Annotated in this window: 24 protein-coding genes; 8 read left to right on the forward strand and 16 right to left on the reverse strand. The window is 73.5% G+C overall.

Annotated features, from left to right (window positions below):
- Positions 1-2: 2 nt before the first annotated feature.
- From KF840_21175 to KF840_21195, 5 genes are all read right to left on the reverse strand, one after another.
- On the reverse strand, positions 3-1,031 hold the full coding sequence (locus KF840_21175; protein MBX3027418.1) for a hypothetical protein: 1,029 nt from the start codon (positions 1,029-1,031) through the stop codon (positions 3-5).
- Between the two features lie 84 nt (positions 1,032-1,115).
- Entirely contained in the window at positions 1,116-1,955 is an 840-nt protein-coding gene (locus KF840_21180; GenBank protein ID MBX3027419.1) for an AraC family transcriptional regulator, read from the reverse strand.
- A 50-nt stretch (positions 1,956-2,005) separates the two neighbouring features.
- Positions 2,006-3,427 carry a cysteine--tRNA ligase gene (gene cysS / locus KF840_21185; GenBank protein MBX3027420.1) on the reverse strand — a complete coding sequence of 474 codons (1,422 nt, stop codon included), beginning with the start codon at positions 3,425-3,427 and terminating at the stop codon, positions 2,006-2,008.
- A gap of 106 nt (positions 3,428-3,533) precedes the next feature.
- On the reverse strand, positions 3,534-5,480 hold the full coding sequence (acs, locus tag KF840_21190; protein ID MBX3027421.1) for an acetate--CoA ligase: 1,947 nt from the start codon (positions 5,478-5,480) through the stop codon (positions 3,534-3,536).
- A 117-nt stretch (positions 5,481-5,597) separates the two neighbouring features.
- Positions 5,598-6,053, reverse strand: coding sequence for a hypothetical protein (locus KF840_21195; protein ID MBX3027422.1), 456 nt, complete (start codon positions 6,051-6,053; stop codon positions 5,598-5,600).
- A 148-nt stretch (positions 6,054-6,201) separates the two neighbouring features.
- On the opposite strand from KF840_21195, the gene KF840_21200 reads away from it, so the two are divergent.
- The 5 genes from KF840_21200 (at position 6,202) to KF840_21220 (ending at position 10,941) form a co-directional block, all read left to right on the forward strand.
- The gene (locus KF840_21200) at positions 6,202-6,678 is read left to right on the forward strand and encodes a hypothetical protein (GenBank protein MBX3027423.1); all 477 of its coding nucleotides are present in this window, start codon (positions 6,202-6,204) and stop codon (positions 6,676-6,678) included.
- Between the two features lie 6 nt (positions 6,679-6,684).
- Positions 6,685-7,557 (forward strand): flap endonuclease, encoded by an 873-nt coding sequence (locus KF840_21205; GenBank protein MBX3027424.1) that lies wholly within the window; start codon positions 6,685-6,687, stop codon positions 7,555-7,557.
- 333 nt (positions 7,558-7,890) lie between these two features.
- On the forward strand, positions 7,891-8,307 hold the full coding sequence (locus KF840_21210) for a hypothetical protein (GenBank protein ID MBX3027425.1): 417 nt from the start codon (positions 7,891-7,893) through the stop codon (positions 8,305-8,307).
- A 142-nt stretch (positions 8,308-8,449) separates the two neighbouring features.
- The gene (locus KF840_21215; protein ID MBX3027426.1) at positions 8,450-10,426 is read left to right on the forward strand and encodes a VCBS repeat-containing protein; all 1,977 of its coding nucleotides are present in this window, start codon (positions 8,450-8,452) and stop codon (positions 10,424-10,426) included.
- Positions 10,427-10,458: 32 nt separating this feature from the next.
- Positions 10,459-10,941 (forward strand): SRPBCC family protein, encoded by a 483-nt coding sequence (locus tag KF840_21220; protein ID MBX3027427.1) that lies wholly within the window; start codon positions 10,459-10,461, stop codon positions 10,939-10,941.
- 45 nt (positions 10,942-10,986) lie between these two features.
- Here KF840_21220 and KF840_21225 read toward each other — a convergent pair whose 3' ends face one another.
- The 5 genes from KF840_21225 to KF840_21245 form a co-directional block, all read right to left on the reverse strand.
- Positions 10,987-11,493: a hypothetical protein gene (locus KF840_21225; protein MBX3027428.1), complete on the reverse strand. Its 507-nt coding sequence runs from the start codon at positions 11,491-11,493 to the stop codon at positions 10,987-10,989.
- 103 nt (positions 11,494-11,596) lie between these two features.
- Positions 11,597-11,743, reverse strand: a complete 147-nt coding sequence (locus tag KF840_21230; protein ID MBX3027429.1) for a hypothetical protein — start codon at positions 11,741-11,743, stop codon at positions 11,597-11,599.
- Between the two features lie 105 nt (positions 11,744-11,848).
- Positions 11,849-13,039: a response regulator gene (locus tag KF840_21235; protein ID MBX3027430.1), complete on the reverse strand. Its 1,191-nt coding sequence runs from the start codon at positions 13,037-13,039 to the stop codon at positions 11,849-11,851.
- Positions 13,036-15,324: a cache domain-containing protein gene (locus KF840_21240; GenBank protein MBX3027431.1), complete on the reverse strand. Its 2,289-nt coding sequence runs from the start codon at positions 15,322-15,324 to the stop codon at positions 13,036-13,038. The genes KF840_21235 and KF840_21240 overlap by 4 nt, the downstream gene beginning before the upstream one ends.
- The gene (locus tag KF840_21245; GenBank protein MBX3027432.1) at positions 15,314-15,793 is read right to left on the reverse strand and encodes a chemotaxis protein CheW; all 480 of its coding nucleotides are present in this window, start codon (positions 15,791-15,793) and stop codon (positions 15,314-15,316) included. The genes KF840_21240 and KF840_21245 overlap by 11 nt, the downstream gene beginning before the upstream one ends.
- Positions 15,794-16,302: 509 nt before the next feature.
- On the opposite strand from KF840_21245, the gene KF840_21250 reads away from it, so the two are divergent.
- Positions 16,303-17,157, forward strand: a complete 855-nt coding sequence (locus tag KF840_21250; GenBank protein ID MBX3027433.1) for an ABC transporter substrate-binding protein — start codon at positions 16,303-16,305, stop codon at positions 17,155-17,157.
- Between the two features lie 15 nt (positions 17,158-17,172).
- Here KF840_21250 and KF840_21255 read toward each other — a convergent pair whose 3' ends face one another.
- Entirely contained in the window at positions 17,173-17,574 is a 402-nt protein-coding gene (locus tag KF840_21255) for a DUF1232 domain-containing protein (GenBank protein MBX3027434.1), read from the reverse strand.
- 132 nt (positions 17,575-17,706) lie between these two features.
- On the opposite strand from KF840_21255, the gene KF840_21260 reads away from it, so the two are divergent.
- Positions 17,707-18,762 carry a 2-dehydropantoate 2-reductase gene (locus tag KF840_21260; GenBank protein ID MBX3027435.1) on the forward strand — a complete coding sequence of 352 codons (1,056 nt, stop codon included), beginning with the start codon at positions 17,707-17,709 and terminating at the stop codon, positions 18,760-18,762.
- 18 nt (positions 18,763-18,780) lie between these two features.
- On the opposite strand, the gene KF840_21265 is transcribed toward KF840_21260, so the two are convergent.
- The 4 genes from KF840_21265 to KF840_21280 form a co-directional block, all read right to left on the reverse strand.
- Positions 18,781-21,495: an MMPL family transporter gene (locus tag KF840_21265; protein ID MBX3027436.1), complete on the reverse strand. Its 2,715-nt coding sequence runs from the start codon at positions 21,493-21,495 to the stop codon at positions 18,781-18,783.
- Between the two features lie 51 nt (positions 21,496-21,546).
- Complete coding sequence (locus tag KF840_21270) at positions 21,547-22,635, reverse strand: phosphotransferase family protein (GenBank protein ID MBX3027437.1); 1,089 nt, start codon at positions 22,633-22,635, stop codon at positions 21,547-21,549.
- Positions 22,636-22,791: 156 nt separating this feature from the next.
- The gene (locus KF840_21275; GenBank protein MBX3027438.1) at positions 22,792-23,394 is read right to left on the reverse strand and encodes a hypothetical protein; all 603 of its coding nucleotides are present in this window, start codon (positions 23,392-23,394) and stop codon (positions 22,792-22,794) included.
- 198 nt (positions 23,395-23,592) lie between these two features.
- Positions 23,593-23,949, reverse strand: a complete 357-nt coding sequence (locus KF840_21280) for a hypothetical protein (protein MBX3027439.1) — start codon at positions 23,947-23,949, stop codon at positions 23,593-23,595.
- A gap of 191 nt (positions 23,950-24,140) precedes the next feature.
- On the opposite strand from KF840_21280, the gene surE reads away from it, so the two are divergent.
- Positions 24,141-24,836, forward strand: a complete 696-nt coding sequence (surE, locus tag KF840_21285) for a 5'/3'-nucleotidase SurE (GenBank protein ID MBX3027440.1) — start codon at positions 24,141-24,143, stop codon at positions 24,834-24,836.
- Between the two features lie 39 nt (positions 24,837-24,875).
- Here surE and KF840_21290 read toward each other — a convergent pair whose 3' ends face one another.
- A complete protein-coding gene (locus tag KF840_21290) occupies positions 24,876-25,808 on the reverse strand; it encodes a hypothetical protein (GenBank protein MBX3027441.1) in 933 nt (310 codons plus the stop codon).
- Positions 25,809-25,956 lie beyond the last annotated feature (148 nt).

Below are 25,956 nucleotides of genomic sequence, written 5' to 3' on the forward strand. Positions count from 1 at the left end.
CGTCAGGCGGCCTCGGCTTCGACGACGCTGAACGCGGTGGCGGTCGGCAGGATGCGGTTGACGCGCAGGCCGGCGGCCTCGCACAGGGCGCGATACTCGGCCTCGGTGCGCTCGCGGCCGCCGGTCATCACCAGCATGTTGAGGTCGGTGCCGGCGATCATCTGATCGAGCGGCGCGGTGCCCGGGCGCTCCGGGACGACGACCTCGATCAGCAGCAGGCGAGCGCCGGGGCGCAGCGCGGCGCGGCAGGCGCGCAGGATGGCGCGGCTGCGCTCGTCGTCCCAATCGTGGATGACGCTCTTCAGGAGGTACACGTCCGCGCCCGGCGGCACCGAGTCGAAGAAGCTGCCGCTGGCGAAGCCGCAGCGGTCGCCGACGCCGGCCTCGCCGGCCAGGCCGGCGGCGCCCTCAGCGCAGTGCGCGAGGTCGAACACCGTGCCGCGCAGGTGCGGGTGGGCGGCGAGCACGGCGGCGAGCAGCGCGCCGTGACCGCCGCCGACGTCGACCACCGTGCGCGCGGCGGCGAAATCGTAGGCGGCGACCAGCGCCGGCGCGGCGCGACGGGTGAGCTCCTGCATCGACTGATCGAAGATGGCGCGCTCGAGCGGATGGTCGGCCATCGACTCGAAGGCGTCCTTGCCCTCGAACAGCCGCGGCGCGCACTCGCCTGCGCGCACGCAGTCGGCGAGCCGCCCCCAACTGCGCCACACCATGTCGCCGCCCATCAGGAGCACCCAGGCGCGTACCGAGTCGGGCGCATCGGCGCGCAGGCAGGCGCCGAGCGGCGTGAGGAGGAAGCGGCCGTCGTCGGTCCGGCGGCAGAGCTCGAGCGCCACCAGGGCGCGCAGCAGGCGGTGGGTGGCGAGCGGATCGGCGCCGATGGCGCGCGCGACGTCGGCGCTGGCGGTGCCGTCGGCGGCGATGGCGTCGGCGACGCCGAGCCGGGCCGCGGCGTGCAGCGCTTGCGGGATCCACAGGCTGGCGGCCAGGCGCGAGACCTGGAGGGACGGCGGGATCCCGGGGTGGCTCATGGACCCTCTTCTACCGAAGACGACGGCGGCCGTCTTGGAGAAAAGTCGGGCGCCGCGGCCATGCGGCGCATACCGGCGGCGGGATCATCTCGGGTGCGCGGTGCTGAGCGACTGGGCGTAGCGCCGCGCGGTCGCGAACTGGCGCGGGGTCATGCCGGCCATGGCGCGGAAGTCGGCCAGCATGTGCGGCTGGTCGTAGTAGCCGGCCGCCAGCGCCACCTCGACGGCGGGCAGCGCGCCCTCGTGCAGCAGCGCCAGGGCGTGCCGGAAACGGAGGATGCGCGCGTAGCGCTTGGGGCTGAAGCCGATCTGCTCGCGGAACCTGGCCACCAGGCGGCTGGTCGAGAGCCCGGTCTCGGCGCGCAGCGCGGCGATCGGGACCGTGCCGCCACTGCGCTCGATCGCCGCCGCGCTCCAGGCGACCGCGGGCTCGGCGACGCGGGCCGGCGCGAGGCGGGCGCGCGTCCAGTCGTGGACGATGCGGAACCGCTCGCCGACCGACGTCGCCCCGGCGACGCGCTCGGCGAGCTCGCGGGCGACGCGGCCGACGACGTCGTCGAGGCCGACCGTCAGGTCGCTGACCTCGGCCAGCGGCCGGGCGAGCAGCGCGTAGGCGCCCGCCGGCCGCAGGCGCAGTCCCAACGTCTCGTGGCTGGCCCCCATCTCGATCGCCAGCGGCCCGGAATGCAGGCCGCTCAGCGTGCCGCCGACGAAGCGCCCGACGCCGCGGCCCTCCACCAACCGCATCGGCTCGCCGAGCGTCACGATGAGCTCGACCATGCCGTTGGGGAAGATGCGCTTGCGCGGCAGGGCCGCCGAACCGGCGCTGTGCCACAGGCAGTCGACCAGTCCGGCGAGCAGCGGCGGCTTCCACTCGTGGTAGAGCCAGCGGCCGAGCGCGTCGTCGTGGTGGAGCGTCCGCATGCCGGGCGGCGTCGTGCCGCGCCGGCGCGCGGCAGCGCGCGGCGCCCGGCTCATTCGATCTTCCAGGTCGTTCCCTGGGGGCCGTCCTCGAGGACGACGCCCTTCGCCTTGAGCTCGTCGCGGATGGCGTCGGCGCGCCGGAAGTCCTTCGCCCGGCGCGCGGCGGCGCGATCGGCGATCAGCGCCTCGATCGCCGCCGGCGACAGCGCGCGATCCTCGAGGCCGCGCGCCTTGCCGCGCGCCACCCAGGCGCGCGGGTCCTGACCGGCGACGCCGAGCACCCCGGCCATCGCGGCGATCGCGGCGCGCGCGCCGGCGGCCTGCGGCCACTCGCCGGCGTCGGCGTGGCGGTTGAGGGCACGCACGGCGTCGAACAGCGTGGCGAGCCCGCGCGCGGTGTTGAAGTCGTCGTCCATGCCGGCGCGGAAGTCGTCGAGGCAGGCCTCGCGGACCGCCGCGTCGGGCGCGACCGGGTGCGCGGCCAGCGCCTCGTCGATGCGCGCCAGCGAGTCGTAGACGCGGTCGAGCGTGCGCTTGGTCTCGAGCAGGCGGTCGGGCTGGAAGTCGAGCGGCCCGCGGTAGTGGGTGCCGAGCACCAGCAGGCGCAGCGCCTCGCCGCCGACCTGCGCGGCCGCGTCGGCGACCGTCCACACGTTGCCGAGCGACTTCGACATCTTCTCGGTGCCGAGCGTCACCATGCCGTTGTGCAGCCAGTAGCGGGCGAGCTGGCAGCCCTTGGCGCCCTCGCTCTGCGCGATCTCGTTCTCGTGGTGCGGGAAGATCAGGTCGTTGCCGCCGCCGTGGATGTCGAACGGCTGCCCGAGGTACTTGCTGGCCATCGCCGAACACTCGATGTGCCAGCCCGGCCGGCCCGGCCCCCACGGGCTGTCCCAGAACGGCTCGCCGGGCTTGCTCGCCTTCCAGAGCGCGAAATCCATCGGATGGCGCTTCTGCTCGTCCACCTCGATGCGGGCGCCGGCCTGCATGTCCTCGAGTCGGCGACCGGAGAGCTGGCCGTAGGACGGCAGCTTGTCGACCGCGAAGTAGACGTCGCCGTTCGACGCGTACGCGAGCCCCTTCGCCTCCAGCTCGCGGATGAGGGCGATCATCTCCGCGATGTGCTCGGTGGCCTTCGGCTCGACGTCCGGCGCGGCGCAGCCGAGCACCTGCATGTCCTCGCGGAAGGACGCGATGTTCGCCTCCGACACCTCCTGGGCGGTGAGCCCGCGCTCCAGGCCGCGCTTGATGATCTTGTCGTCGACGTCGGTGAAGTTGCGGACGAACGTGACCTCGTAGCCGGAGAACCGCAGATAGCGGTAGATGACGTCGAAGCAGACCAGCGCCCGTGCGTGGCCGATGTGCGAGCGGTCGTAGACGGTGACGCCGCAGACGTACATGCCGACCTTCGGCGGGCGCAGCGGGCGGAAGTCCTCGAGCTGGCCGGTGAGGGTGTTGTGGACGCGGAGGGTCATGCGGAAGGCTGTTACGCTGTCAGGGGGTTAGGCTGTCAGGGGTCTGGAGAGCGGTATTGAGACGAGGCGCCTTCCTCTAACAGCCAACAGCCTGACAGCCAACAGCCTATTCCTCGTCTTCCCGCAGCTTCGCCAGCACGGAAAGATCCTCCAAGGTGGTCGTATCGCCGAGCGTCTCCCGGCCCGACGCGATGTCGCGCAGCAGGCGGCGCATGATCTTGCCGCTGCGCGTCTTCGGCAGGGCGTCGGCGTGGCGGAGGTCGTCGGGGCGGGCGAAGGCGCCGATCTCCTTGGCGACGTGCTCGCGCAACTCCTTCTCGAGCTCCTTGCTCCAGGTGTAGCCGGCCTCGAGCGACACGAAGGCGGCGATCGCCTGGCCCTTGAGGTCGTCCGGGCGGCCGACGACCGCGGCCTCGGCGACGGCGGGGTGGCTGACCAGGGCGCTCTCGACCTCCATGGTGCCGAGGCGGTGGCCGGAGACGTTCACCACGTCGTCGATGCGGCCCATGATCCAGTAGTAGCCGTCCTCGTCGCGGCGGGCGCCGTCGCCGGTGAAGTAGACGCCGTCGATCTGGCTCCAGTAGCTCTGCACGTAGCGGTCGGGGTCGCCCCAGATCGTCCGCAGCATGCCCGGCCACGGCTTGCGGATGACGAGGAATCCGCCCTGGTTGGCGCCGACCGGCTGGCCGTCGCGGGTCATGATGTCGGCGTCGATGCCGGGGAACGGCCGCGTCGCCGAGCCCGGCTTGGTCGGCGTCGCGCCCGGCAGCGGGGAGATGAGGATGCCGCCGGTCTCGGTCTGCCACCACGTGTCGACGATCGGGCAGCGGTCCTTGCCGATCTCCCGCCGGTACCAGATCCAGGCCTCGGGATTGATCGGCTCGCCGACCGAGCCGAGCAGGCGCAGGCGGTCGAGGCGGTGTTTGCGCGGCCACTCGCTGCCCCACTTCATGAACGAGCGGATCGCCGTCGGCGCGGTGTAGAGGATGCTGACGCCGTACTTGTCGATGATCTGCCACAGCCGGTCGGGCTGCGGCCAGTTGGGGGCGCCCTCGTACATCACCGTCGTCGCGCCGTTGGCGAGCGGGCCGTAGACCACGTAGCTGTGGCCGGTCACCCAGCCGATGTCGGCGGTGCAGAAGTAGGTGTCCTCGTCCCGCAGATCGAACACCCACTTGCTGGTGATGTAGGTGTGGACCATGTAGCCGCCGGTGGTGTGGACGACGCCTTTCGGCTTGCCGGTGGTGCCGCTGGTGTAGAGGATGAACAGCGGGTGCTCGGCCTCGAGGGGCGCGCAGGTGCCGACGTCGCTCGCCTCGTCCATCAGCTCGTTCCACCACAGGTCGCGGCCTTCCAGCATCGGCACGGTCTGGCCGGTGCGGCTGACGACGACGACCTTCTCCACCGACGGCGCCTGGCGCAGCGCCTCGTCGACGCTGGCCTTGAGGGGCACGATGGCGCCGCGGCGATAGCCGCCGTCGGCCGTCACCACCACCTTCGCCTGGGCGTCGTTGAGACGGTCGCGCAGCGCCTCGGCGCTGAAGCCGCCGAAGACGACGCTGTGGGTGGCGCCGATGCGGGCGCAGGCGAGCATGGCGATCGCCAGCTCGGGAATCATCGGCATGTAGAGGCCGACCCGGTCCCCCGCCTGGACGCCGAGGCCCTGCAGCACGTTGGCGAAGCGGATCACCTCGCGGTGCAGATCGGCGTAGGTCAGCACCCGGCTGTCGCCCGGCTCGCCCTCCCAGATGATCGCCGCCTTGTTGCGGCGCCAGGTGCCGAGATGGCGGTCGAGGCAGTTGTAACAGAGGTTGGTCGTGCCGCCGGCGAACCACTTGGCGAACGGCGGGTTCCACTCCAGAACCGACTCCCAGGGTTGGAACCAGTGCAGCTCGGCGGCGATCCCGGCCCAGAAGGCCTGCGGATCGCGGGCCGCGTCGCGGCGGATCTCCTCCAGCCGCTCGGCGCCGGCGACGTGGGCCGCGGCGCTGAGCTCGGCGGGGGGCGGGAATACCCGCTCCTCCCTGAGCACGGATTGGATCTGGTCTGACATGTGGCGCTCCTGGACCGCGCCGGCGCGGGCGCGCCGCGGGTCGGCGGTGACGTTACAACAGGCGGCCGGCGAAGTCCCTACGAACGCCGGAGACGGGTGCGCGCGCGCTGGACGGCCTCAACTGGGTGGCGTCGCCTGCGCTTTCGCCTTGGCGTTCTCGGCGAAATCGTTGATCATCTCCCGCGCCTCCTGGGCCCGGGTCTCGATGCGGTCCATGCGATTGCGCTGGGTGCGCAGCTCGACGTCGAGCTCGCCCAGGCGCTCGTGGGCGTCGCTGACCACGTCGTCCAGGTCTCGCCGCGCCTGGTCGGCCGCCGCGTCCACCGCCTTGCCGATGTCGCCGTTCTTCTTGCGGGCGGCGCGCACCACCTCGTCGAGCTGCTTCTGGAACTCGCGCACCTCGGTGGCGAGGGCGCGGCGCGCGTCGCGCACCACGCGCTCCGACAGCGCGTAGGGGTCGGGGCGCAGGAAGGTCCATGCCACATACCCGCCGACCGCCAGCACGGCTACGCCAACCGCGATCAAGAACGACGCGCTCGCCCGCCCCCGCTCACTCATGACCCGGGTGGACATCGCACGAGGGTATCGGGAAAGTCAAAACGCGAGCGCTCGCCGGCGCACGGCGCCGGGCGCGGGGGCCCCGGCGGTTTCGTCCACCAGACGCAGCGCGGCGGCCGCGGCGGGGTTGCAGGTCGGCGCCGGCTCGTGCTCGGGTGCGGCGATGCGCGTCGCGATGCTCGCCGGGCTCCTGTTGGTCGCCGCCACCGCGCTGGTGAAGGCACCGCCGGCAGCGCGCATCGTCAGCCAGCAGGCGCGCTGGAGCGGGCTGGCGCAGGTGGGCGAGCTGGGTGCCGGCGCGGAGGAGCTGTTCGTGATCAGCGGCGAGGTGCGCAACGACGGCGCGGCGCCCCTGGCCGCCGTGCGCCTGGTGTACGAGCTGACGGCCGACGGCGAGGTGGTGGCCCGCGAACACGGATTCAACCGGCGCGCCGAGGCGCTGCGGGAGCCGGCGGTCGAATCCGGCGCCGTTGCCGCCGCCGCGCTGGCCATCGCGCCCTTGCAGCCGGGCGACGCGGATCTCTTCCGCATGGCGTTCGTGCGCGGCAGCGTGCCCCGCTTCGACGGCTGGCGGGTGCGCGTCGACGACGGCTTCGCCACCCTCCCCGCCGCCACCCGCGACGCGCCCCGCGCCCGCTGACCCGCCATGCAACTGCACCTGATCGACGCCACCTTCGAGCTCTTCCGCGCCTTCTACGGCCAACCCGCCCGCCGCGCTCCCGACGGCCGCGAGGTGGGCGCGGTGCGCGGCCTCGTCCGCTCCACCCTGCCGCTGCTGCGCGACCCCGCGATCTCCCACCTCGCGGCCGCGACCGACCACGTCATCGAGTCGTTCCGCAACCGGCTCTACCCCGGCTACAAGACCGGCGAGGGCATCGACCCGGCCCTGTGGTCCCAGTTCCCGCTCGCCGAGGACGCGCTGCGCGCGCTCGGCATCGTCGTCTGGCCGATGGTCGAGCTCGAAGCCGACGATGCGCTGGCCACCGCGGCGGCCCGTTTCGCCGCCGCCAGCGAACGCGTCGTTCTCCTGTCGCCCGACAAGGACCTCGCCCAGTGCGTCCGCGGCCGGCACGTCGTCACCCACGACCGCATCCGCGGCACCACCTACGACGAGGACGCCGTGCGGGCGAAGTTCGGCGTCGGCCCGCGCTCGATCCCCGACCTGCTCGCCCTCACCGGCGACAGCGCCGACGGCTTCCCCGGCATCCCGGGCTGGGGACGAAAGTCGGCGGCCGCCGTCCTCGCCGCCTACCAGACGATCGACGCGATCCCCGACGATCCCACCCGCTGGACCGTCAACGTGCGCGGCCGCGAACGCCTCGCCGCCACCCTGAGCGCGCGCCGCCACGAGGCGCTGCTCTACAAGACCCTGGCCACCCTGCGCACCGACGCGCCACTCGCCGAGTCGCTCGACGACCTGCGCTGGCGCGGCATTCCCCGTCGCGCCTTCCGCGATCTCTGCGACCGCCTCGGCCTCGGCGCATTCGCGACCAGCGACGTGCGTTGGATTGACGACTGACGTTTGGCGGTCGCTTTCGCATCCGCCGCCGCCCCGGCAACGGCGGCCGGGCAGCACCCCCTGCACTTCCGACATGGCCTGACACCCCGCAACGCAGCTCACATAATGAGCGTCGCAAGCTTGCCGCTATCTGAGCGAAATCACGTGGAATTGGCCCTCGGATCGCGATGAGCATGCTGGCAGTGCTGCAAGTCCGATGATGTGAATTGCAAGACTGCCGCAGGCCCACGAGTCATTAGCTCTGGGCACACGTTCCATGAAGGTTTACAGTCGGACTCGGGCACACGGCTTGCTCTCTGCTGTGGCTACCAAACAGAGGAGGCCCTTCGGGGCATGATCATGTCCAGCGACAACCGGATCACCAGAGACGATGGGTTCGGGCGAGAGGTGGGCGACTCCGACCTGGATCTGCTGCGGATCACGTCGCTCGGAGGAGGCGAGACACGGACGACGCAATACACGGGCACCAAGGCACTGATGCTGGCCATTCTCGAGGACGGCATCCGCAGTTATCTCAGCCCGGTCGGACGTGTCCGCAGTGAGGCCGAGTACTGGGTACGCAGCGCTCGCAATCGTTCGCCCTTCAGCTTCCACGTTGTCTGCGAGACGCTCGGGCTCGAGCCGGGCGCGGTGCGCCTGGCGCTCGAGCGCCTGCGCGCCAAGAATGTCTCGCCGCGACGCGCGATCGGCCGCAGCCGGCCGAACGTGCGCCGCACCGGGCGGCTCGTCACCCGGCGCAGCATCGGCTGACGGCACGGGGTCGCGCGGGCACCTGGTCCGCGCGACCCCGTTGCACGCACCGGGGGTACGGCGCTTTGCGGGCAGGCGGGCGTCGCGGCAACATACGGATCGCGTGCGGCATCCTTTCGTCGAGCGACGGCTCCTTCCCACGATGCGACGCGTCCGTATCGCCACGACTCTCGCCCTCGTGCTGGCGTTCTGCGCGCCGGCGCCGAGCGGCGGGCTGATCGCGTTCCAGGCGCGGCGCGAGATCGATCTCGGCGGCGAGGCGACCGCGGCGGTCTTCACGGCCGGGACCGACCGGCGGGCGCTGGTGGCGACGGCGGACGGTCTGAGCGTCCTGCGCTACGACGGCGGCGCGGTCGGCCGCGGCGAGCGCAGCAGCGACGGCCGCGGCGCCCGCATCCTGGTCGCCGGCCCCGATCTGGTCGCGTTCGCGACGCGCGACGCGCACCGGATTTCGATCTCCCGGCTGGGGCCGCGCGGCCTGCCCGAGCGTCCGCAGGACATCGAGCTGCCGGCTCCGCCGCGCGCCGCCCGTTGGTTCCCGCTGGATCAGCGCCCGGGGCTCGCCGTGCTGCACGACGACGGCCTGAGCGTGCTCACCCGCGACGGCGCCAATTGGCAGCGCCGCGACCTGGCGGCACCGCGTTTCGCCGCCGACGTGGCGGCCGCCGACGTCGACGCCGACGGTCGCGCCGACCTCATCCTGGCCGACCAGACCGGCAGCGCTCTCGTCGTGCTGCACGGCGGCGGGGACGGCACGTTCGAGTCGGCGGGGACCCTCCCCAGCGCCCGCGGTGCCCGGCGCCTCATCGCCGCCGACCTCGATGGCGACCAGCGGACGGATCTGCTGGTGATCGGTGACGATGGCCTCTTCTGGCATCGGCTCGGCGCTGACGGCCGCCTGTCGCCGCCGCAGTTGCTCTGGAAGTCGCCCCACCTCGCCGACGCCAGCGTCGCCGACCTGTCCGGCGACGGCCGACCGGATGTCGTCGTCGCCGACCGCAGCGCCGGCACCGCGGTGGTGCTGCTGGGCAGCGGCGATGGACACGTGCGCGACAGCGGCGCCTACCTGGTCGGCGCGGGTCCGGAAACCATCCTCGCCGGCGACGTCGACGGCGACGGCCACGCCGACCTGCTGGCCTTCGGCCGCCTCGGGAGCGGCGGCACCTGGCTGCGCGGCCGCGGCGACGGCAGCTTCGATGGCATCCCCTGCACGCTGGCGTCGTTCGGCGCGCTGAGCGCCCTGGTGAGCGAGGACTTCGACGGCGACGAGCATCCCGACCTGGCGGCGGTGAGCGAGGACAGCGGCCTGCTCGGCATCTTCATCGGCCTCGGCGACGGCCGCTTCCGCGCCCTGCCGCCGATCAGCGTCGGCCGCCGGCCGCGCGGCCTGGCGGTCGGCGACTTCAACCAGGACGACAAGCCCGACCTGGCGGTGGCGGTGTTCGGCGGCGACGCGGTGGCGGTGCTGCTCGGCGACGGCGCGGGCCATTTCTCCGCCCCGCGCCAGATCGCCGTCGGCGGCGGCCCGCTGGCGATCAGCGTCGGCAGCTTCGCCAGCCCGATCAGCACCGACCTCGCGGTCGTCAACTCGCTCAGCGACAGCGTCTCGATTCTCTACGGCGACGGTCATGGCCAGTTCTCCAAGGTGGTCAACCAGCCGGTGCCGGCCCGTCCCAGCTTCCTGATCGTCGGCGACACCAATCAGGACGGCAACCAGGATCTGGTGGTCGGCAGCAACTACAGCGAGACCGTCGCGATCCTGCTCGGCAACGGCGCCGGCCTGGAGGCGCCGACCACCAGCAAACTGGACGGCACCGCCAAGCCGTCGCTGGCCGAGGACTTCGACGGCGACGGCCACATGGACCTGGTCAACCCGGACGAGCTCGGCGGCGCGATCGAGATTCTACCCGGGGAACACCCGCGCGAGTTCGGCAAGCCGATCCGCCTGGCGGTCGGGCGCGCGCCGCAGGCGCTCGCCACCGGCGACTTCGACCGCGACGGCAGGATCGACATCGCGGTCGCCGACCGCATCGGGCAGACTATCGCCATCCTCTTCAATCGCAGCCCGAAATCGCCGCCCCCGGTCGCCGGGGGTCTGCGGCGGGCGGCAGCCGATTGACAGCGCCGCCGGCAGGCGGCAGGACGTGCCCCATGTCGCTGGATGCCGCGCAGGAGGTGGCGGTCGAGATCGCCGCCTCGCAAGCCGAGTGCTTCGCCGCCATTCTCGACTTCGAGCGCTACCCGGAGTGGTCGTCGGCCGTCACCCAGGCCCGCATCCTCGAGCGCGATCGCGCCGGCGTCGGCCGCATCGTCGAGTTCCACATCGACGCCAAGATCAAGACCCTGCGCTACGTGCTGGAGTATCAGCACAAGAAGCCGACGCAGCTCACCTGGCACTCGATCGACGGCGACATCGAGTCCATCGAGGGCATCTACCGCTTCAAGAAGCTGGCCCCGACCCGCACCGAAGCCTCCTGCCGACAGGAGATCCGGCTCGGATTCTGGCTGCCCGGACCGCTCCGCCGGCTGGCGGAACGCACCGCGCTCGCCCAGTCGGTCAACGAGTTCAAAGCCCACGTCGAGCGGGCCGCCGATCCGGCACCGCGCTCCCGCTCCGGTCGCCGCGCGAGCTGAACCCGGCGAGCCGCTGCCCGCCGCGCCCGCGCGGCGGGCGGCTGGTCAGCGGCGGGACTTCTTCTTCGGCCGCGCCGCCGCCCGTCGCGGCGCCGCCTTGGCCTTCTTCGCCGCCGTCGGCTTCTTCGTGGAGGGGGCTTTCTTGGCCGCGGCCGATTTCCTGGCCGCCGCCGGCTTGGCCTTCCCCTTCACCGCCGCCTTCGTGGCCTTGGCCGCCGGCGCCTTCGCCGCCGGCTTCTTCCCGGCGGCCGGGGCCGCCGCCCTGGACTTGCCGGGTGCGGTGGGCTTCTGCAGCCCCATCGCCGCCGCGGCGCGCGCCGGAACCCGGCGCAGGAGCTGGTATTTCACCTTGCTCGCCAGTTGCCCGTAGAGCATGTTCAGCCGGTCGCGATCGAAGCGCATCAGCGCTTCTTCGAGGCGGTTGCGGTGGTCCTCGAGGTAGGTCAGCAGGTACTCCTTCGAGGTGACGATCACCTTGTCGGGTACCTTTCTCCGGCTCTCGATGATCCGGACGATCTCGTGGAGAATGCTGCTGTCTACCGGCTGCGTCACGCCAGGGTCTCCGCCACCAGGGGTCACCATGATCGCACGGGCGGCCCGGCTCTTAGCACGGATTTTGGCATTGGCAAAGTCGCGCCGGCAGACGCCGACGCGGTCAGCGATCGGGAATCGCCGTGGCGGTCGGCAGCGGGCTGGCCACCTGCCGCAGTGCGGCCGGGGTCGGCGTCCGCGGGATGGTCGCCGTCACGCTCGAGTTCGACCCACACCCCGCGCTCGCCAGGACGGCCAGGATGCCGGCCATCGCGCAGACCACGGGCGAATGAAAAAGTACTGTGTTGTTCATGCGCTGACCCCCCAAAACGCAAGTGCTGGTCGGAGGTCCGGCTAGCCGGCCGCGCGGCAGGAGTCAAACCGCGGTCTCGACCGCGGTCTCGACCACCGCGGTCTCGGCATTCGCCGCCAGCCAGGGCCGCAGCGCCGCCAGCAGCTCGCCGGCGACGAAGGGCTTGTCGATGTACCCGCCGACGCCGAGCGGTGACAGCCGGCGGCGGGCATCCTCGTCCAGGCGCGAGCTGCAGACCACCACGGGTTGATGGCGGAGACGGGCGCTGGCGCGCAGATGCTCGACCAGGCCGAAACCGTCGAGGTGTGGCATCTCGAGATCGCTGAGCACCACCGCGTACTGCCCGCGCTCCAACTTGACCAGCGCCTCGCGGCCGTCACGGGCGACGTCGAAGGTGACCCCGGCCTGACGCAGGGCCGCGGCCGCGGCCTCGCGTGCCACCAGCGAGTCGTCGACCACCAGCACGCGGCGGCCGCTCTCCGCCGCCTGCGCCGGCGACAGGCGGGCCGAGAACGCCGCCAGCAATCGCTCGGCATCGAGCACCGGCAGCGGGCGGCCGCGGGGATCGACGGCGGCGCCTGCCAGCCAGGGGTGGAGGGCCAACAGGCGGCTCGGGGGCTCGACCAGCAGTGACACCGGCGGGCGCACGCGATCGACCACCAGGGCGCCGCCGGCGCGCAGCACCAGGGCCACGGCGCGCGGCGGTGGCGCCGGGGCGGACACCAGATCGGCGAGGCGCAGGGCGGCGAGCTGCCGCTCGCCGACCACGATCGGCAGACTCGGCTCCGGGGTGTTGATCGAGACCGCCCGCTCGACGGCGCGCAGCGGCAGGGCCAGCCACAGGTCGCCGACCGACACCGGCACGAGCGCCGCCGGCAGCGTCTGGACGGCGTCCGCCTCGCCGGCGAGCAGCCCCTGCAGCAGCGACGCCAACGCCGGCGGCGGCAGCGACGCGGCGGCGAAGACGGCGTCGAGCACGCCCTGCTCGGGCGCGCTGGCGGCGTCCGGATCGGCGAAGAAGCGCTCCAGGATCCGCGCCGCCGCGGCCAGCTCGGCGCGGCCGACCAGCCCTGCCCCGCCCTTGATGGTGTGGAAGATGCGCGATAGCTCGCGGAACGCGTCCGGGCGCGTCGCGGCGACGGAGGCGCGCGGCCAGGCGGCGAGCGCCGCATGCAACTGCTCGTCGAGCTCGGCCGCGAACACGGCCGCCAGGCCGTCGACCAGCGGGGCGTTGCCCGCGCCCGCCACGGTCACGCCTCCGCCGCCGCGGCCGCGCTGCCGGCCACCGCGGCCGCCTCGCTGGCGACCAGCTCGGCGGTCTGGCGCAGGCGGCGGGCGCTGTCGACCGCCGCCTGCACCGCGGCCTCGACCCCGCCGTCAGCGCTCGTGCGCAGCGCCGCGCCGAGCGCGCCGACCCCCTGCCGCGCCTGTTCGAGCAGGCCGACCAGCGCCTCGAGGTCGTGCGCGACGCCGGCCAGGGACGCCGCCGGCGCCGCCGCGTCGGTCGCGCTCGCGTCGAGCGCGGCGCGCGCCGTGGTGAGCGTGCCGTCGAGCTCCGTGCCCACCCGCTCGGCGCGCTCGACGGCCATGCGGGCGCTCTCCGCCAGGACATCGTCGGCGGCCGGCGCCGACTGGAGCGCGGCGTTGACCGCCAGCACGCTCAGCTCGTCGACCAGCGCCGCCGCCGCCGCCGCGCCGCTGCCGAGGGCCGCCAGGGCGCGGTGCCCAACCGCGCGCTGCGCGCCGGCGGCAGCGTCGGCGCGCGCCAGCTCGGCGGCCAACTCGCGCACGCTCGCCTGTTCGGCGCGCACGGCCCGCTCGACGTGCGCGTTGCCGGTGGCGACGTCGGCGGCGAGCGCCCGCGCCTGCTCGAGGCGCCGACCGGCGTGGCGCGTCGCCTCCTCGGCCGCGCCCAGGGCGTCGAGGTTGCGCTCGACGTCGCGGCGGAGCCGCTCGGCGGCGGCGCGCAGCGCCTCGGCGGCGGGCGGTGGAACGAGGCGCGCCACCCGCCGCGCGTCGTCCAGGCGGTCGGCGAGACGCGCCAGCGCGGTGCCGATCGGCGCCAGCGCGCCGGCCGCCGGCAGGCGCGGCGGCGGCTCGCCGGGCTGCCAGCCGTCGACCGCCTCGGCCAGCGCCCGGGCGTCGCGCTCGTGCTGCTGGCGGCTGGCGGCGCGCTCGCTGCGATGCTGTTCGACCAGTCCGTTCACCTGCAGCGCGATCGCCGCCGCCTCGCCGCCGCCCAGCACCGGCACCCGGGCGCGGGGATCGTTCAGCCGCAACCGCGCCAGGGATCCGGCGAGGTGGCGCAGCGGCAGCGAGCCCCACCAGACGAGCCCGGCGAGCGCGGCGATGACCAGCCCGGCGATCCCGGCCGCGGCGGCGAAGAGCGTGCGCCGCGCCGCGGCGGCGTCGCGCTGCGCGTCGTCGGCGGCCCGCGTCGCCACCACCCGCCAGCCGAGCTCGCCGAACCCGGGAGCGCCGACCGAGGCCAGCATGGGGCGGCCGTCGACCTCGTACGGCAGCGCGCCGCCTTCGTCGCCGCTCAGCAGCGCCGGCGCCAGCGGGCGCTCCGCGTCCGCGCCGCGGCGCGGCGTGCTGCGCGGCCCGCCGTCGGGTCCGACGAGGACGACGTCGCCGCTCGCGCCGAGGCCGAGCGCGTCCCAGGCGCCGCCGGCCGACAGGGCGCGATCGAGCGCGCCGGCGTCGACCGCGGCGATGACGCTGCCAATGGGCTCGCCGTCGACCATCACCGGGGCGGCGAGAAACGCCAGCGCCTGGCCGCGCGCCGCGGCGAAGGGAGCGAAATCGGCGCGCAGCAGGCTGCCGCGCGCGGCCCCGCGACTGCGGCGATACAGCGCCCCGAGGCGGGAATCGGAGAAGGCGCCGTCGAGCAGGCTGGTCTGGAACACCGGCGTCTTGGCGACGTCGTAGACCACGAGGCCGTCGCTGGCCCGCACCAGCATGAGGTCGGCGACGCCCTGTTCGGCGGCCGTGGCGGCCAGGCCCGGATGCCAGCGGGCGTGCGCATCGGCAAAGGCGCCGTCGGTCGCCAGGCCGGCGCCGGCGACGTACTGCGCCTGCAGCCACTGCGCCCGCCGCATCGCCGGCAGGCCGATCGCGTCGTCGAAGGGCGGCCGCCGTTCGCCCAGCGGCGCGTACCACTGCGCCAGGTGGGCGGCGAGGGCGGCCCGCTGCGGCGCCAGCGCGCCGGCGTCGATGCGCGGATCGCTCTCGCTCACCCGGCTCGCCTGCGCCAGCTCCAGCAGGGCACGCGCCGTCGCCTCGTCCGCCGCCAGGCGCCGCACCCCGTCCTCGAGGCGCGCCCAGGTCGCCAGCGCGGCCGCCTGCGCCGCGGCGCGCACCGCGTCGAGGTGAAGCGCGGCGGCGCGCGCCGCCACCGCGTCGGCGCGCCGCGCGCCGATCTCGGCCAGGCCGAACACCGCCAGCGCGACCACCGCCGCGGCGACCGCCAGCAGGCGCCGGGCGCTGGCGGCGGCGCGCTGCTGCGCGGCGACCTCGGAGGGCGACTCACTCGGCACGCGCGTCTCCGCCGGCCAGGAACCCGGCGTCGGTCGCCGCCACCAGCGCGCTCGCCAACGCCGTCGGATCGAGCAGGGACAGCGGACCGCCGTCGGCGTCCCGCTCGGCGCCGATCACCGCGCCGCCGCCCGTCTTCTCGCCGCCCGCGTCGTCCGCGAACGCCGGCAGCCAGCCGACCGCGCCGACGCGGTCGACGACGATCCCGAAGCGCAGCCCGCCGCACTCCAGCACCAGCACCGGCTCGCCGGAACGACAGGCGCGGATCGGCTCGTCGATCCACGGGTCGATGCACACCACCGGCAGCGGCGCGCCGCGATCACTGACCAGGCCGACGACGTGCGCCGGCACGCAGGGCAGTGGCGTCAGCGTGCCGCCGCTCAGGACGCGGCGCAGCGCGCTCGCCGGCAGCGCCAGTCGTCGCTGCCCGCGTTCGACGATGCAGAAGGCTTCCCGTTCCTCGGCGTCCATGTCCCCGCTCCGTCAGGCCGCATGGCGGTCAGCAGAATGCATGCCATGCGCCCGGCGACGCCGCCGCTCATCGCCACTGGCGTTTGCGGCGCGCCGCCGACAACCCCGTGGCGAGGCGTCACTGACGCGCCCGGGCAGCCGGGATTCCTTGACAAATCAAAGGCGAAGTCTCGATATGCCAGACGATGCGCCGCGCCTCGCTGCTGCCCCTGCTGTGCGTACTGGCCGCCTGCGCCCCCAAGTACGCCGACCTGCCGCTCACCCCGACCCAGCTCATCGCCCAGTCCGAGGACGCGCTGCGCCGCGGCGATTACGCCACCGCGGCCAACGGATTCTCCGACTACCTGGCCTCCGGGCAGCAGAGCTTCCGCGCCCGCGCCTACTACGAGCTGGCGCAGGCGCAGTATGGGCTCGAGCACTATGAGGCCGCGCTGGCGACGATCTCCGATCTCGAGGCCGAGTACCCGAGCGAGCGCTGGGCGCAGCCCGAGGCGCTGCGCGGCGACATCATGTACGCGCTCGGCAAACGCGTCGATGCGATCGACGCCTGGCAGCGGGCGTGGGCCGATGGCACCGCCTCCGATCAGGCGTTCCTGCGCTCGCGCATCCAGGAAACCGGCGACCAGCTCACCGTCGCCGAGCGCGACGAGCTGGCGGACACGCTCACCCAACCGGACGTGCGCACGATCCTCGGGTTGGGCGCGCCGAACGAGCTCGGGGCGCCGCCGATGCCGCCGCCGCTGGCGGCCGCGCCGACCGCCGCCCAGCAGCGACAGGCGGCGGCCGAGTCCGAGGCCGACACCGCGGCGGGCTATCAGGCGCTCGAAGCCGCGCCGCTGCCGCTCGGCGATCAGGCGGCCGGCGACGCGCTGGCGGCGGGCGCCCAAGTCGCCTGCCTGCTGCCGCTGACCGGTCCCGACCGCGCCAGCGGCCAACAGGCGCTGAACGGCCTGCGGCGGGCTTTCGCCGGCGATGCCAGCACGCTGCTGGTGCGCGACACCGGCGGCGACCCCGATCTCGCGGCGCGCCTGGCGGACGCGCTGGCCGCCGACGTCAACGTCCTGGCGATCATCGGGCCGACCCAGGATCGCACCGCCGCCGCGGTGGCGCCGATCGCCGAGCGCGCGCAGCTCCCGACGGTGCTGCTGACCAACGCCAGCGGGCTGACCGGCGCCTACGTCCTGCGCTCGGGCATCGCCAGCAGCCAGGGCGCCCAGGGACTGGCCTACGACACCGGCGTCATGGTGCGCGACGCCATCGCCGACGGCGCCCGTTCGCGCGGCGCGCTGCTCGCCGCCCTGCGCCAGCAGACGCGGCGCGGCGACAACGCCGGCGCCGGCTCCCTCGCCAACGGCGATCGCTGACCGCCGCGGCGCGCCTCAGCGCGCGGCGGCGTCGGCGGCGCCGAAGTACGGCTCGGCGTCGGCGCCGCGCCAGGCGCAGTAGCGGCGCAGGTCCGCCTCCGCGGCCCCGAACACCAGCGACAGCACCGCCGCGTCGTCGAGCAGGCCGCCGACCGGAATGACATCCGGCACCGCGTCGAACGGGGCGACGAAGTAGGCCAGCGCCGCCGCCAGGGCAGCGGCGGTGCGCCACGGGACGTGCGGATAGGTCCCGCGCGCGACGTCGCGCAGGAATCGCGCGCTCAATTCGATGCGGGCGAGGAACTGGCGCAGTTGCGCCGGGCTCACGCGCCGCAGTTGCGCGGCGATCGCCGCGCCGCGCGCCGCCACGCCGACGGCGCCGCTGGCGAGAAACGCCGCACGGCCCATTCGCGTCATGCCGTCACCATCGATGGGCCCGTGGCCAGTGTCAAGGCGCGGCGCCGGCGCCGCGCCACCTTGCGCCGCCGGCCGCGAGGCGGCACTATCCGCCCCCTGATGCAGACCACACAGTCCTCGCGCGTGCTGGTGATGGGCAGCGGCGGCATCGGCGGCATCGTCGCCGCCAGTCTGAGCGAACACGGGCCGGCCCCGAGCGTCGTCACGCACAATCCGGCGATCGCCGCGGCCATCAACGCCGACGGCTTCGTCGTCCAGGACGGCGAGCGCGCGCGCGCCGTGCCCGGCCGCGCGACGGTGGTCCTGCCCAACGACGCCGGCATCTTCGACGTCGTCTTCCTGGCCACGCAGCCGCCGCAGGTGCGGGCGGCGGCGCGCGCCGCCCTGCCCCACCTGCATCCGCGCGGCGTGATGGTGTGCCTGCAGAACGGGCTCTGCGAGTCGCACGTCGCCGAGGTCGCGGGCGAGGAGCGGGTGGTGGGCGCCATCGTGGTCTGGGGCGCGTCGATGACCCGGCCCGGCGTCTACGAACGCACCTCCGCCGGCGGCTTCGTGGTCGGGCGCCTCGACGGCCGCGACGATCCGCGCCTGGCGCTGGTGCGCGATCTGCTGGCGCCGATCGGCGAGGTCGAGATCACCCACAACCTGCTCGGCGCGCGCTGGAGCAAGCTGGCGATCAACTGCGCCATCAGCTCGCTCGGCGCCATCGGCGGCGAGCGCCTGGGCGAGTTGCTGCGCCACCGCTTCGTCCGCCGGCTGGGCCTCGAGGTGATGAGCGAGGCGGTGGCGGTCGCCCGCCGCCGCGGCGTCCGGTTGGAGAAGGTGTCGGGCACGCTCGACCTCGGCTGGGTGGCCCTGACGCCGGCCGACGTGAGCGGCGCCGGCTCGCCGTCGCTGCTCGCCAAGCACGCCCTGCTGCTGGCGGTCGGCGCCAAGTACCGCCGCCTGCGGTCGTCGATGCTGCTCGCCATCGAGCGCGGGCGCGAACCGGCGGTCGATTTCCTCAACGGCGAGGTGGTCCGCGCCGGCGCCGCGCTGCGCATCCCGACGCCGATCAACCAGCGCATCCAGGACTACATCCACGCCATCGCGCGGCGCGAATTGCGGCCCGCCCTGGGGCTGCTGCGCCGCCTGTACGACGAGAGCCGCGGCGCCGCCTACGCGGCGGTCGCCCAGCAGGCGCCGTAGGGGCGAGGCCGCGGCGGGTCAGCGGTCGCCGCGCGCCAACCGTTCGGTGGTGTCCTCGAGGCGGTCGCTGAGGATGCGCGACAGGTTCAGGAGCACCGTCGCGGCGATGCGCGGGTGGCGGCGGCGCAGGCGATCGAGGACGCCGCGGTCGAGGATGAGGTACTCGGTCGGCTGCGTCACGACGACCTCGGCGGAGCGCGGCCGATCGCGCACCAGCGCCATCTCGCCGATGGCGTCGCCGCGGCCGACGCGGCGGATCACCGGCTCGCCCGGGGCGCGGCGCACCTCGGCGCCGCCGCTCAGCAGCACGTAGATCTCGGGCCGCAGCTCGCCGCGCCGCATGATCCGCTCGCCCGGCGCGGCGGCGGCCAGCCGCCCCATGAGGACGACGATCTTCGCCTGGAACGCCCGCAGCCCGGCGAAGAGCGGGATCTGCTTCTCCGGCTCGGGGCCGAGCTTGAGGAACAGCAGATCCCACAGGGTGATGATCGTCGTGCTCAGGAGCAGCGCCGGCGTGATCAGCAGCTCGGCGAGGAGGCCGATCGCCACCGTGGCGCTGGCGAGGAGGCCGAAGTGGCGGATGGGCTGGAAGTTCGACAGGCAGGTGATGGCGAAGCCGGCGGTCAGGGCGAGCGCCGAGTAGACGATCGGCGTGCCGACCCGGCGGGCGACGTCGAGGATCGCCCGCTCCCGGTCGCCGGTGGCGCGCAGCCGGACGTTGAGCGCGCTGAAGTAATGGATGGTATCGCCCACCGCGATGCCGATGGCGATCACCGCGATCATGCTGGTCGAGATGTCCAGGGGGATGCCCGTCCAACCCATGAGGCCGAAGAGGACGATGATCGGGGCCACGTTCGGCACCAGCGACAGCAACCCGGCGCGCACCGACAGGAAGATCAGCGACATGATGAGCAGCAACACCGCCAGCACCTGCCACAACGCGGTCACCTGTCCGCGCGCCAGGTCGTCGGCCGAGCGGTTGAGCAGCACCACGCTGCCGGTCGGCGTCACCGTCAGGCCGCGGCGGAAGCGCGACCGCGCGTAGGCGGCGATGCTCTCCACCAGGGCGCCCACCTGGGACGATCCCGCCAGGTGGGTGCGGACGACGATGTTGGCGCGCCCGAAGTCCCGGCTCACCACCGGCGCGACGTCGGCCGGGTCGACGAACAGCAGGAGCTGGTCGACCTCGTCCTGTTGGTCGGGCAGGCCGCGGCCGCGATCCGGGTTGAGCGCGCCCTGCATGACCGCGACGTAGTCGGCGAGCGAGAGGCTGCCGTCGACGCCCGGCTGCTCGGCGACGAACCGTTGCAGGTCGCGCATGGCGGTGAGCGCGTCGAGCCGCCCCATGCTGCCCGGCCCGTCCCCCTCGACGGTGACGTAGATCGGCTGCGTGCCGCCGAGCGCCTCGGCGATGCGCAGGGTGTCCCGGCGCACGGCGCTGCCACGGCTGAAGAACTGGAGATAGTCGGTCTCGACCCGGATGCGTGCCGCCCCCCACGCCGCGACGGCGCAGAGGAGAACGCCGCCGCCCAGCACCAGCAGGCGGTGCGCCATCGCCCAGCGGGCGAGGGCTTCGACGGTGGTGGCGACGCGATCGCGCGGCTGGGCCAGCGGGCCGGCTGCCGGCCGCGGGTGTGGCAGCAGGAGCAGGACGGCCGGGATCAACAGCAGCGAAAGGACGACGATCGCCGTGACGCCGACCACCGAGTAGACGCCGACGTCGCGGATGGCATGGATCGGGTTGCCGATCAGCGTCGCGCAGCTCGCCGCCGTCGTCAGCCAGGCGACCAGCACCGGCAGGCGGACGTGCCGCACGGTGGCCGCGACGACCGCCTCGCGCGGAAGGCCGGTCGCCAGCTCGACGTAATAGCGGCCGACCACGTGGATGGCGTAGGTGAGGCCGATGGCCATCAGCAACGGCGGCAGGATGAGCGTGCCCATGTTGATGTCGCTGCCGCACAGGACCATGACGCCGGCGGTCCACACCGTGCCGGCGACGACGCAGGCGAGCGGCAGCGCGACGCCCCGCCGGGTGCGGAGCGCGAGGAACAGGACCACGAGCACCAGCGCCAGCGACAGCGGCACGAAGCGGATGAGGTCCTGCGTCATCAGGCGCGCGCCGCTCCCCTTCAGCGACTGGGCGCCGGTGATCGCGAAGCGCGACGGCTCGCCGAGCGCCGCGACCGCCCGCCGCACCCGGCCCTCGAGATCGCGGGCGAACAGCTCCTGATCCGACAGCGGCTCGTAGAGCACGAGGATGCTGGTCGCATCGCCGGCGGCGTTCACCAGGTTGCCGACGTAGAGCGGATCGCCGAGCACCCGGGCCTTGAACGCGGCGGCCTCGTCGGCGGTGCGCGGCGGCGCGCCGAGCAGCGGCCCGACGCGCAACCCCATCTCGTCGCTCGTCACGCCCTTCACCGTGGTCAGGCTGATCACCTCGCGCACGCCGTCGAAGTCGGCGATCTGGCGCGACAGATGCCCGATGGTGGCCAGCGTCGCCGGGGAGAAGACGTCGCCGAAGACGCCGATGACCGTCGCCTGCTCGCTGCCGAAGGCGCGTATGACGCTCTCGTAGTAGAGCCGGTCGGCGTCGTCGCGCGGCAGGAGATTCTCGATCGCCGCGTCGACCCGGATGCGGACGGCGCAGACGGCGAGCGCCAGCGTAATTGCCAGCAGGCCGGCGATCGTCAGCCGCGGCGCGCGCAGCGGCAGGTCGAGCAGACGACTCGGCATCGTCGGAACGCGTGACGTCGGGCGGATCGGGCGGCGGCGGACGGCCGCCCGTCAGAGATCCGGCGACTGGCTGCAGTCGCGGGCGCGCTGGAACAGCGCCTCCGCCACCCGGTCGAAGATCGCGAAGCGCTGATCCCTGGTCTGCCCGAGATGGTAGCGGTGGAAGATCTGCTGCAGCACGACCGCCATCTTGAACTGGCCGAAGACGTAGTAGTACGGCACCGCGTTGACGTCGACGCCGCGGCGCGCGCCGTAGCGCGCCACCGCCTGGCGGCGGTCGAGGAAGCCGGGCACCGTCGACGGCATCGTCCCCGCGGTCATGCCGGCCACCTCCTCGCCGGGCTGGCGCCAGCTCGAGAGCAGGGTGCCGAGGTCGGCCAGCGGGTCGCCGACCGTACACATGTCCCAGTCGAACACCGCCACGACGCGTCCGGGATCGGCCGGATCCATCATCATGTTGTCCAGCCGCCAGTCGTTGTGGAGCAAGGTCGGCGGCGGCGACGGCGGCTGGGAGGCGCGCAGCCAGTCGACGAGCTCGCCCACCACCGCCAGGTCGCGCGTCCGCGCCCGCTCGTAGCGCTGCGCCCAGCCGTCGATCTGCCGGCGCAGGAAGCCGTCGGGCCTGCCGAGGGTCTCCAACCCGACGGCGCGACAGTCGACCTGGTGCAGATCGGCGAGCGCGTCGATCAGCGCTTCGCTGAGCCGCCGATTCGCCGTCGCGTCGGCGCCGCCGCCGAATTCGGGCGGAATCACCAGACGCACCACGACGCCGCGCCGCCGCTCCATGACGAAGAACGGGGCGCCGATGACGCCGGCGTCGGCGCAGTAGACATGGGCGCGCGGCGCCGGCGGATAGACCCGGTGCAGGACCGACAGGACGCGGAACTCGCGCCCCATGTCGTGCGCCGATGCGGCCACCGGCCCGAGCGGCGGCCGCCGCAGCACGTACTCCTGCTCGCCGTACTGCAGGAGGTAGGTGAGATTGGCGTGCCCGCCCCCGAACTGGCGCACGGCCAAGGGGCGATCGCTCCCCGGCAGTCGACCGCGCAGGAAGGCCGCCAGGCGATCGTGATCGAAATCCTCGTCGGCGCGAATCGCGATCGTCTCGGGCGCCACCGCGTCCGTCGGCCCGTCACCCATTCGGCTCGGCTTCGCTCACCGCCGCCGATTGGTCAAGCCGCGCCGCGGGGTGCTGAACACCGCCGCCGGTGCGGCGCGTAAACCGCCGCCGGATCCGTGACGAGCCGAGGCCCGCCACGGATCCGCGCGACGTATGCGCGCCCGATCCCGGCACCCCTACGGGCAGCCGGCCCCCCCGGACGCGCAATCCGGGGACTTGCCGAGGATCTTGATGCCGGCGGTGGCGATGCGCCGCTCCGGCACGCCGACGAAGCCGCCCTCGAAGACGTCGATCTGCAGATCCTGGATGTTCTGCGCCACGTCCGAACAGGCCGGGTTGGTGAAGTCGATGAAGAAGAGGTTGCCCTTGCAGTTGGCGTCCCCCGCCGCGCCGACCGTGCAGATCATCGTCGAGGTGGCGAACGGGCCGCTGACCACGGTGTTGGCGAGCGCACAGGGCGCGTTCTGGTCCTGGCCGTAGAACGTGGTCCCGCTCAACTGCGCCTCGAGGAACGGCGGAATCGGCGGCCCGCCCAGGCGGCGCAGCGCGGTGATGCGGATGTTGCCGAGCTTGCGGTTCGACACCAGCTTCGGCTGCTTGGCGCGCCGGATCAGCGTCGCGCCGCCGCTGAAGGTGTACCAGGGATCGCACGGTCCCGTGGTGCAGTAGGCCTGCGCCATGCGGAAGCGGCTGGTGGCGGTGTTGCGCGTCTGCGCCTCGACCGCGCCGACCCACAATACCGCGCCGGCGATGACCCCGACTGCCAGACCTGTCTTCATGCTTGTTCCCCCTCGGATCCCCTGCGCGAATGCGCCCCGGAAGGGCAGCGTCGCACAGCCATTCGCACTTTTTCAAGGCGTTTTGCGGATGATCCGGGGAAACGCCCGAGCGGCGCGGGACGGGCGGCGACCGGTCGGTCGCCGCCGGCGCGATTGCAACGGGGGTTGCGGGCGCGCGGCGGGCGCGCGCTGCGCCGTCTACTCGTCGTCGTCGGCGCTGTTGCTGCGCTCCTGGGTCTTGTCCTCGATGTCCGGCAGACCCTGGGCGTCGCCCCCGAGGCTCCAGAAGACCGCCTCGCAGGCGCACAGGGCGCCCTGCTCGGTCAGGTCGGGGACCTTCATGAAGCTGCCCTTGCCGTCGAGATCGGCCGCCAGCTCGCGGCATTTGTCGACGCTGCCGATCTTGTCGTTCTTGGCCACCACCGCCTTCTGATACGCATCCCAGCAGGCCGGGCTCATGCTCGCGCACATCGCCGGGCTGCAGGACTCGCCGAACGCCGGCGCCACGCCGGCCACGCCGGCCAGGGCCATCATCGCCAACAGGATACGCCGCATGCTGCCTCCAATTCTCCGGTCCACCGATTCCGGCGGACGCCGACCAGCGGCTAGTATCGCATGCGCGGCAGCGGACGGAAGAGCGGAGGCGCCGGCGATGATCGGGGATGAGGACGACGTCACGAGGATGAAGGGATGACCGCTCGCGGACCGTGCGCCCTGGCCCCGAAGCCCGATCTGGACGGCCGACCATGCGCCTGATCGTCACCAACGACGACGGCGTCGATGCCCCAGGCCTGGCGGCGCTGAGCGAGCTGGCGGGCGAGATCGGCGAGGTCGTGGTCGTCGCGCCCGTCGGCGCCCAGTCTGGGGTCGGGCACCAGCTCACCACGCACGCGCCGATCCGCGTCGATCGGCTGGCGCCGGCGCGCTACGCGGTCGGCGGCACGCCCGCCGACTGCGCCCGCCTCGCGCTCACCGACTTCGCGCCGGACGCCGACTGGCTGCTCTCCGGCATCAACGCCGGCGGCAATCTCGGCGCCGATGTGTACACCTCGGGCACCGTGGCCGCGACCCGCGAGGCGGCGCTGCTCGGACGGCGCGCCATCGCCGTCTCGCACTACATCGGGCCGGGCCGGGCGATCGACTGGCGGCTCGCCGTCCGGCGCCTGCGCCCGGTGCTGGCGCTGCTGGTGACGCGGCCGCTCGATGCCGGCCATTTCTGGAGCGTCAACCTGCCGCACCCGGCGGACGACGCGACGCCGGCGATCGTCTTCTGCGGCCTCGACACGCGGCCGCTGCACGTCCGCTACCGCCGCGCCGGCGACAGCTACGTCTACGTCGGCGACTACCACACCCGGCCGCGACAGCCGGGGCGCGACGTCGACGTCTGCATGGGCGGCCACATCGCCGTGACCAAGGTCACGCTCGAGATCGCCGCCGAGTGAACGCGGGGCGGCGCGCTGCCGCGCCGCCCCCCGCCGCGCTCACTGCGCTTCCGCGAAGCGGAAGATGTTCGACACGTCGCCGATTGGCGCCTGCGTCGCCGGCGCCGGCGCCGCCAACCGCCCGCCCGAGCCGGGCGTCGCGAAGCGGGCGCAGTCGAACGGCTGCCCCTCGACCTCGAGCGTCAGGGTGCCCTTGACCGAGGTCGCCTTGGTGGTCGTGAACGGGAACGTCTGCACCGGGTTGGTGTAGGTGATCTCGCTGCACGGCTTGTTGAAGTCCGGGCTGGTCCCGCCGACGATCTGGTACAGCACCGGCACCAGCAGGTTGCCGTTGCCCGGGCCCGACGGGCTGCCGAGGCCGGTCTCGATCGCGAACGGGAAGCCGACATCGCCCGCCGGCTGCGTGCCCTTGGTGTCGTAGGCCGTGCCGCCGTTGCAGTCGACGCTGCCGTCGCTGTTCTCGGCCAGCAGCTTGAAGCAGAGGTGGCTGCCGTCGACGATCTCGATCGTCAGGACGACGTCGCTCTTCAACGCCAGCGACGCGACGCCGTTCGCATCCTGCGCCCCCAGCACCAGGGTCAGCGGACCCGGGCTGAAGCTCATCGCCGCGTTGGGGCCGCCGAGGCCGGTGGTGAACAGACCGGTGCCGGTCATGCTCGGATCGGCGAGCAACTCGCCGGGCTCGATGGTGAAGGTCCGCTCGGTGCCGATCGGTCCGACGTTGCAGCTCCCGAGCGCATTGTTGACCGCGGTGATCAGCTCGTTGATGCCGACCATGTTGTCGCCGTTGACGTCGAAGGACGGACAGGCCGACAGCGGCGTCGCGCCGAGCGCGATGTTGACGCCGGTGATCAGCTCGTTGATCGCCACCATGCCGTCGCCGTTGCAGTCGCCGACGCAGGTCTGCGCCGAGGCGCGCGATGCGGCGAACAGACACGCCGCGATGCCCACGAACGTTGCCACTCTCTTCATCTGGACTCCCTCCCCCGCGCGCTGTTGGCAGACGCGGGAACAAAGTTCAAGCGTTTGACCGAAGGAGCTGTTCCGAAGGTGCGAAAGGCCCCGGTGGGCGCCGGGGCCTTCGCGGCGGCAACTACCCCCCTGGCTGGGCAGCCAGGGG

The organism is bacterium (genome assembly GCA_019637795.1).
Classification (GTDB): domain Bacteria; phylum Desulfobacterota; class Binatia; order HRBIN30; family CADEER01; genus JAHBUY01.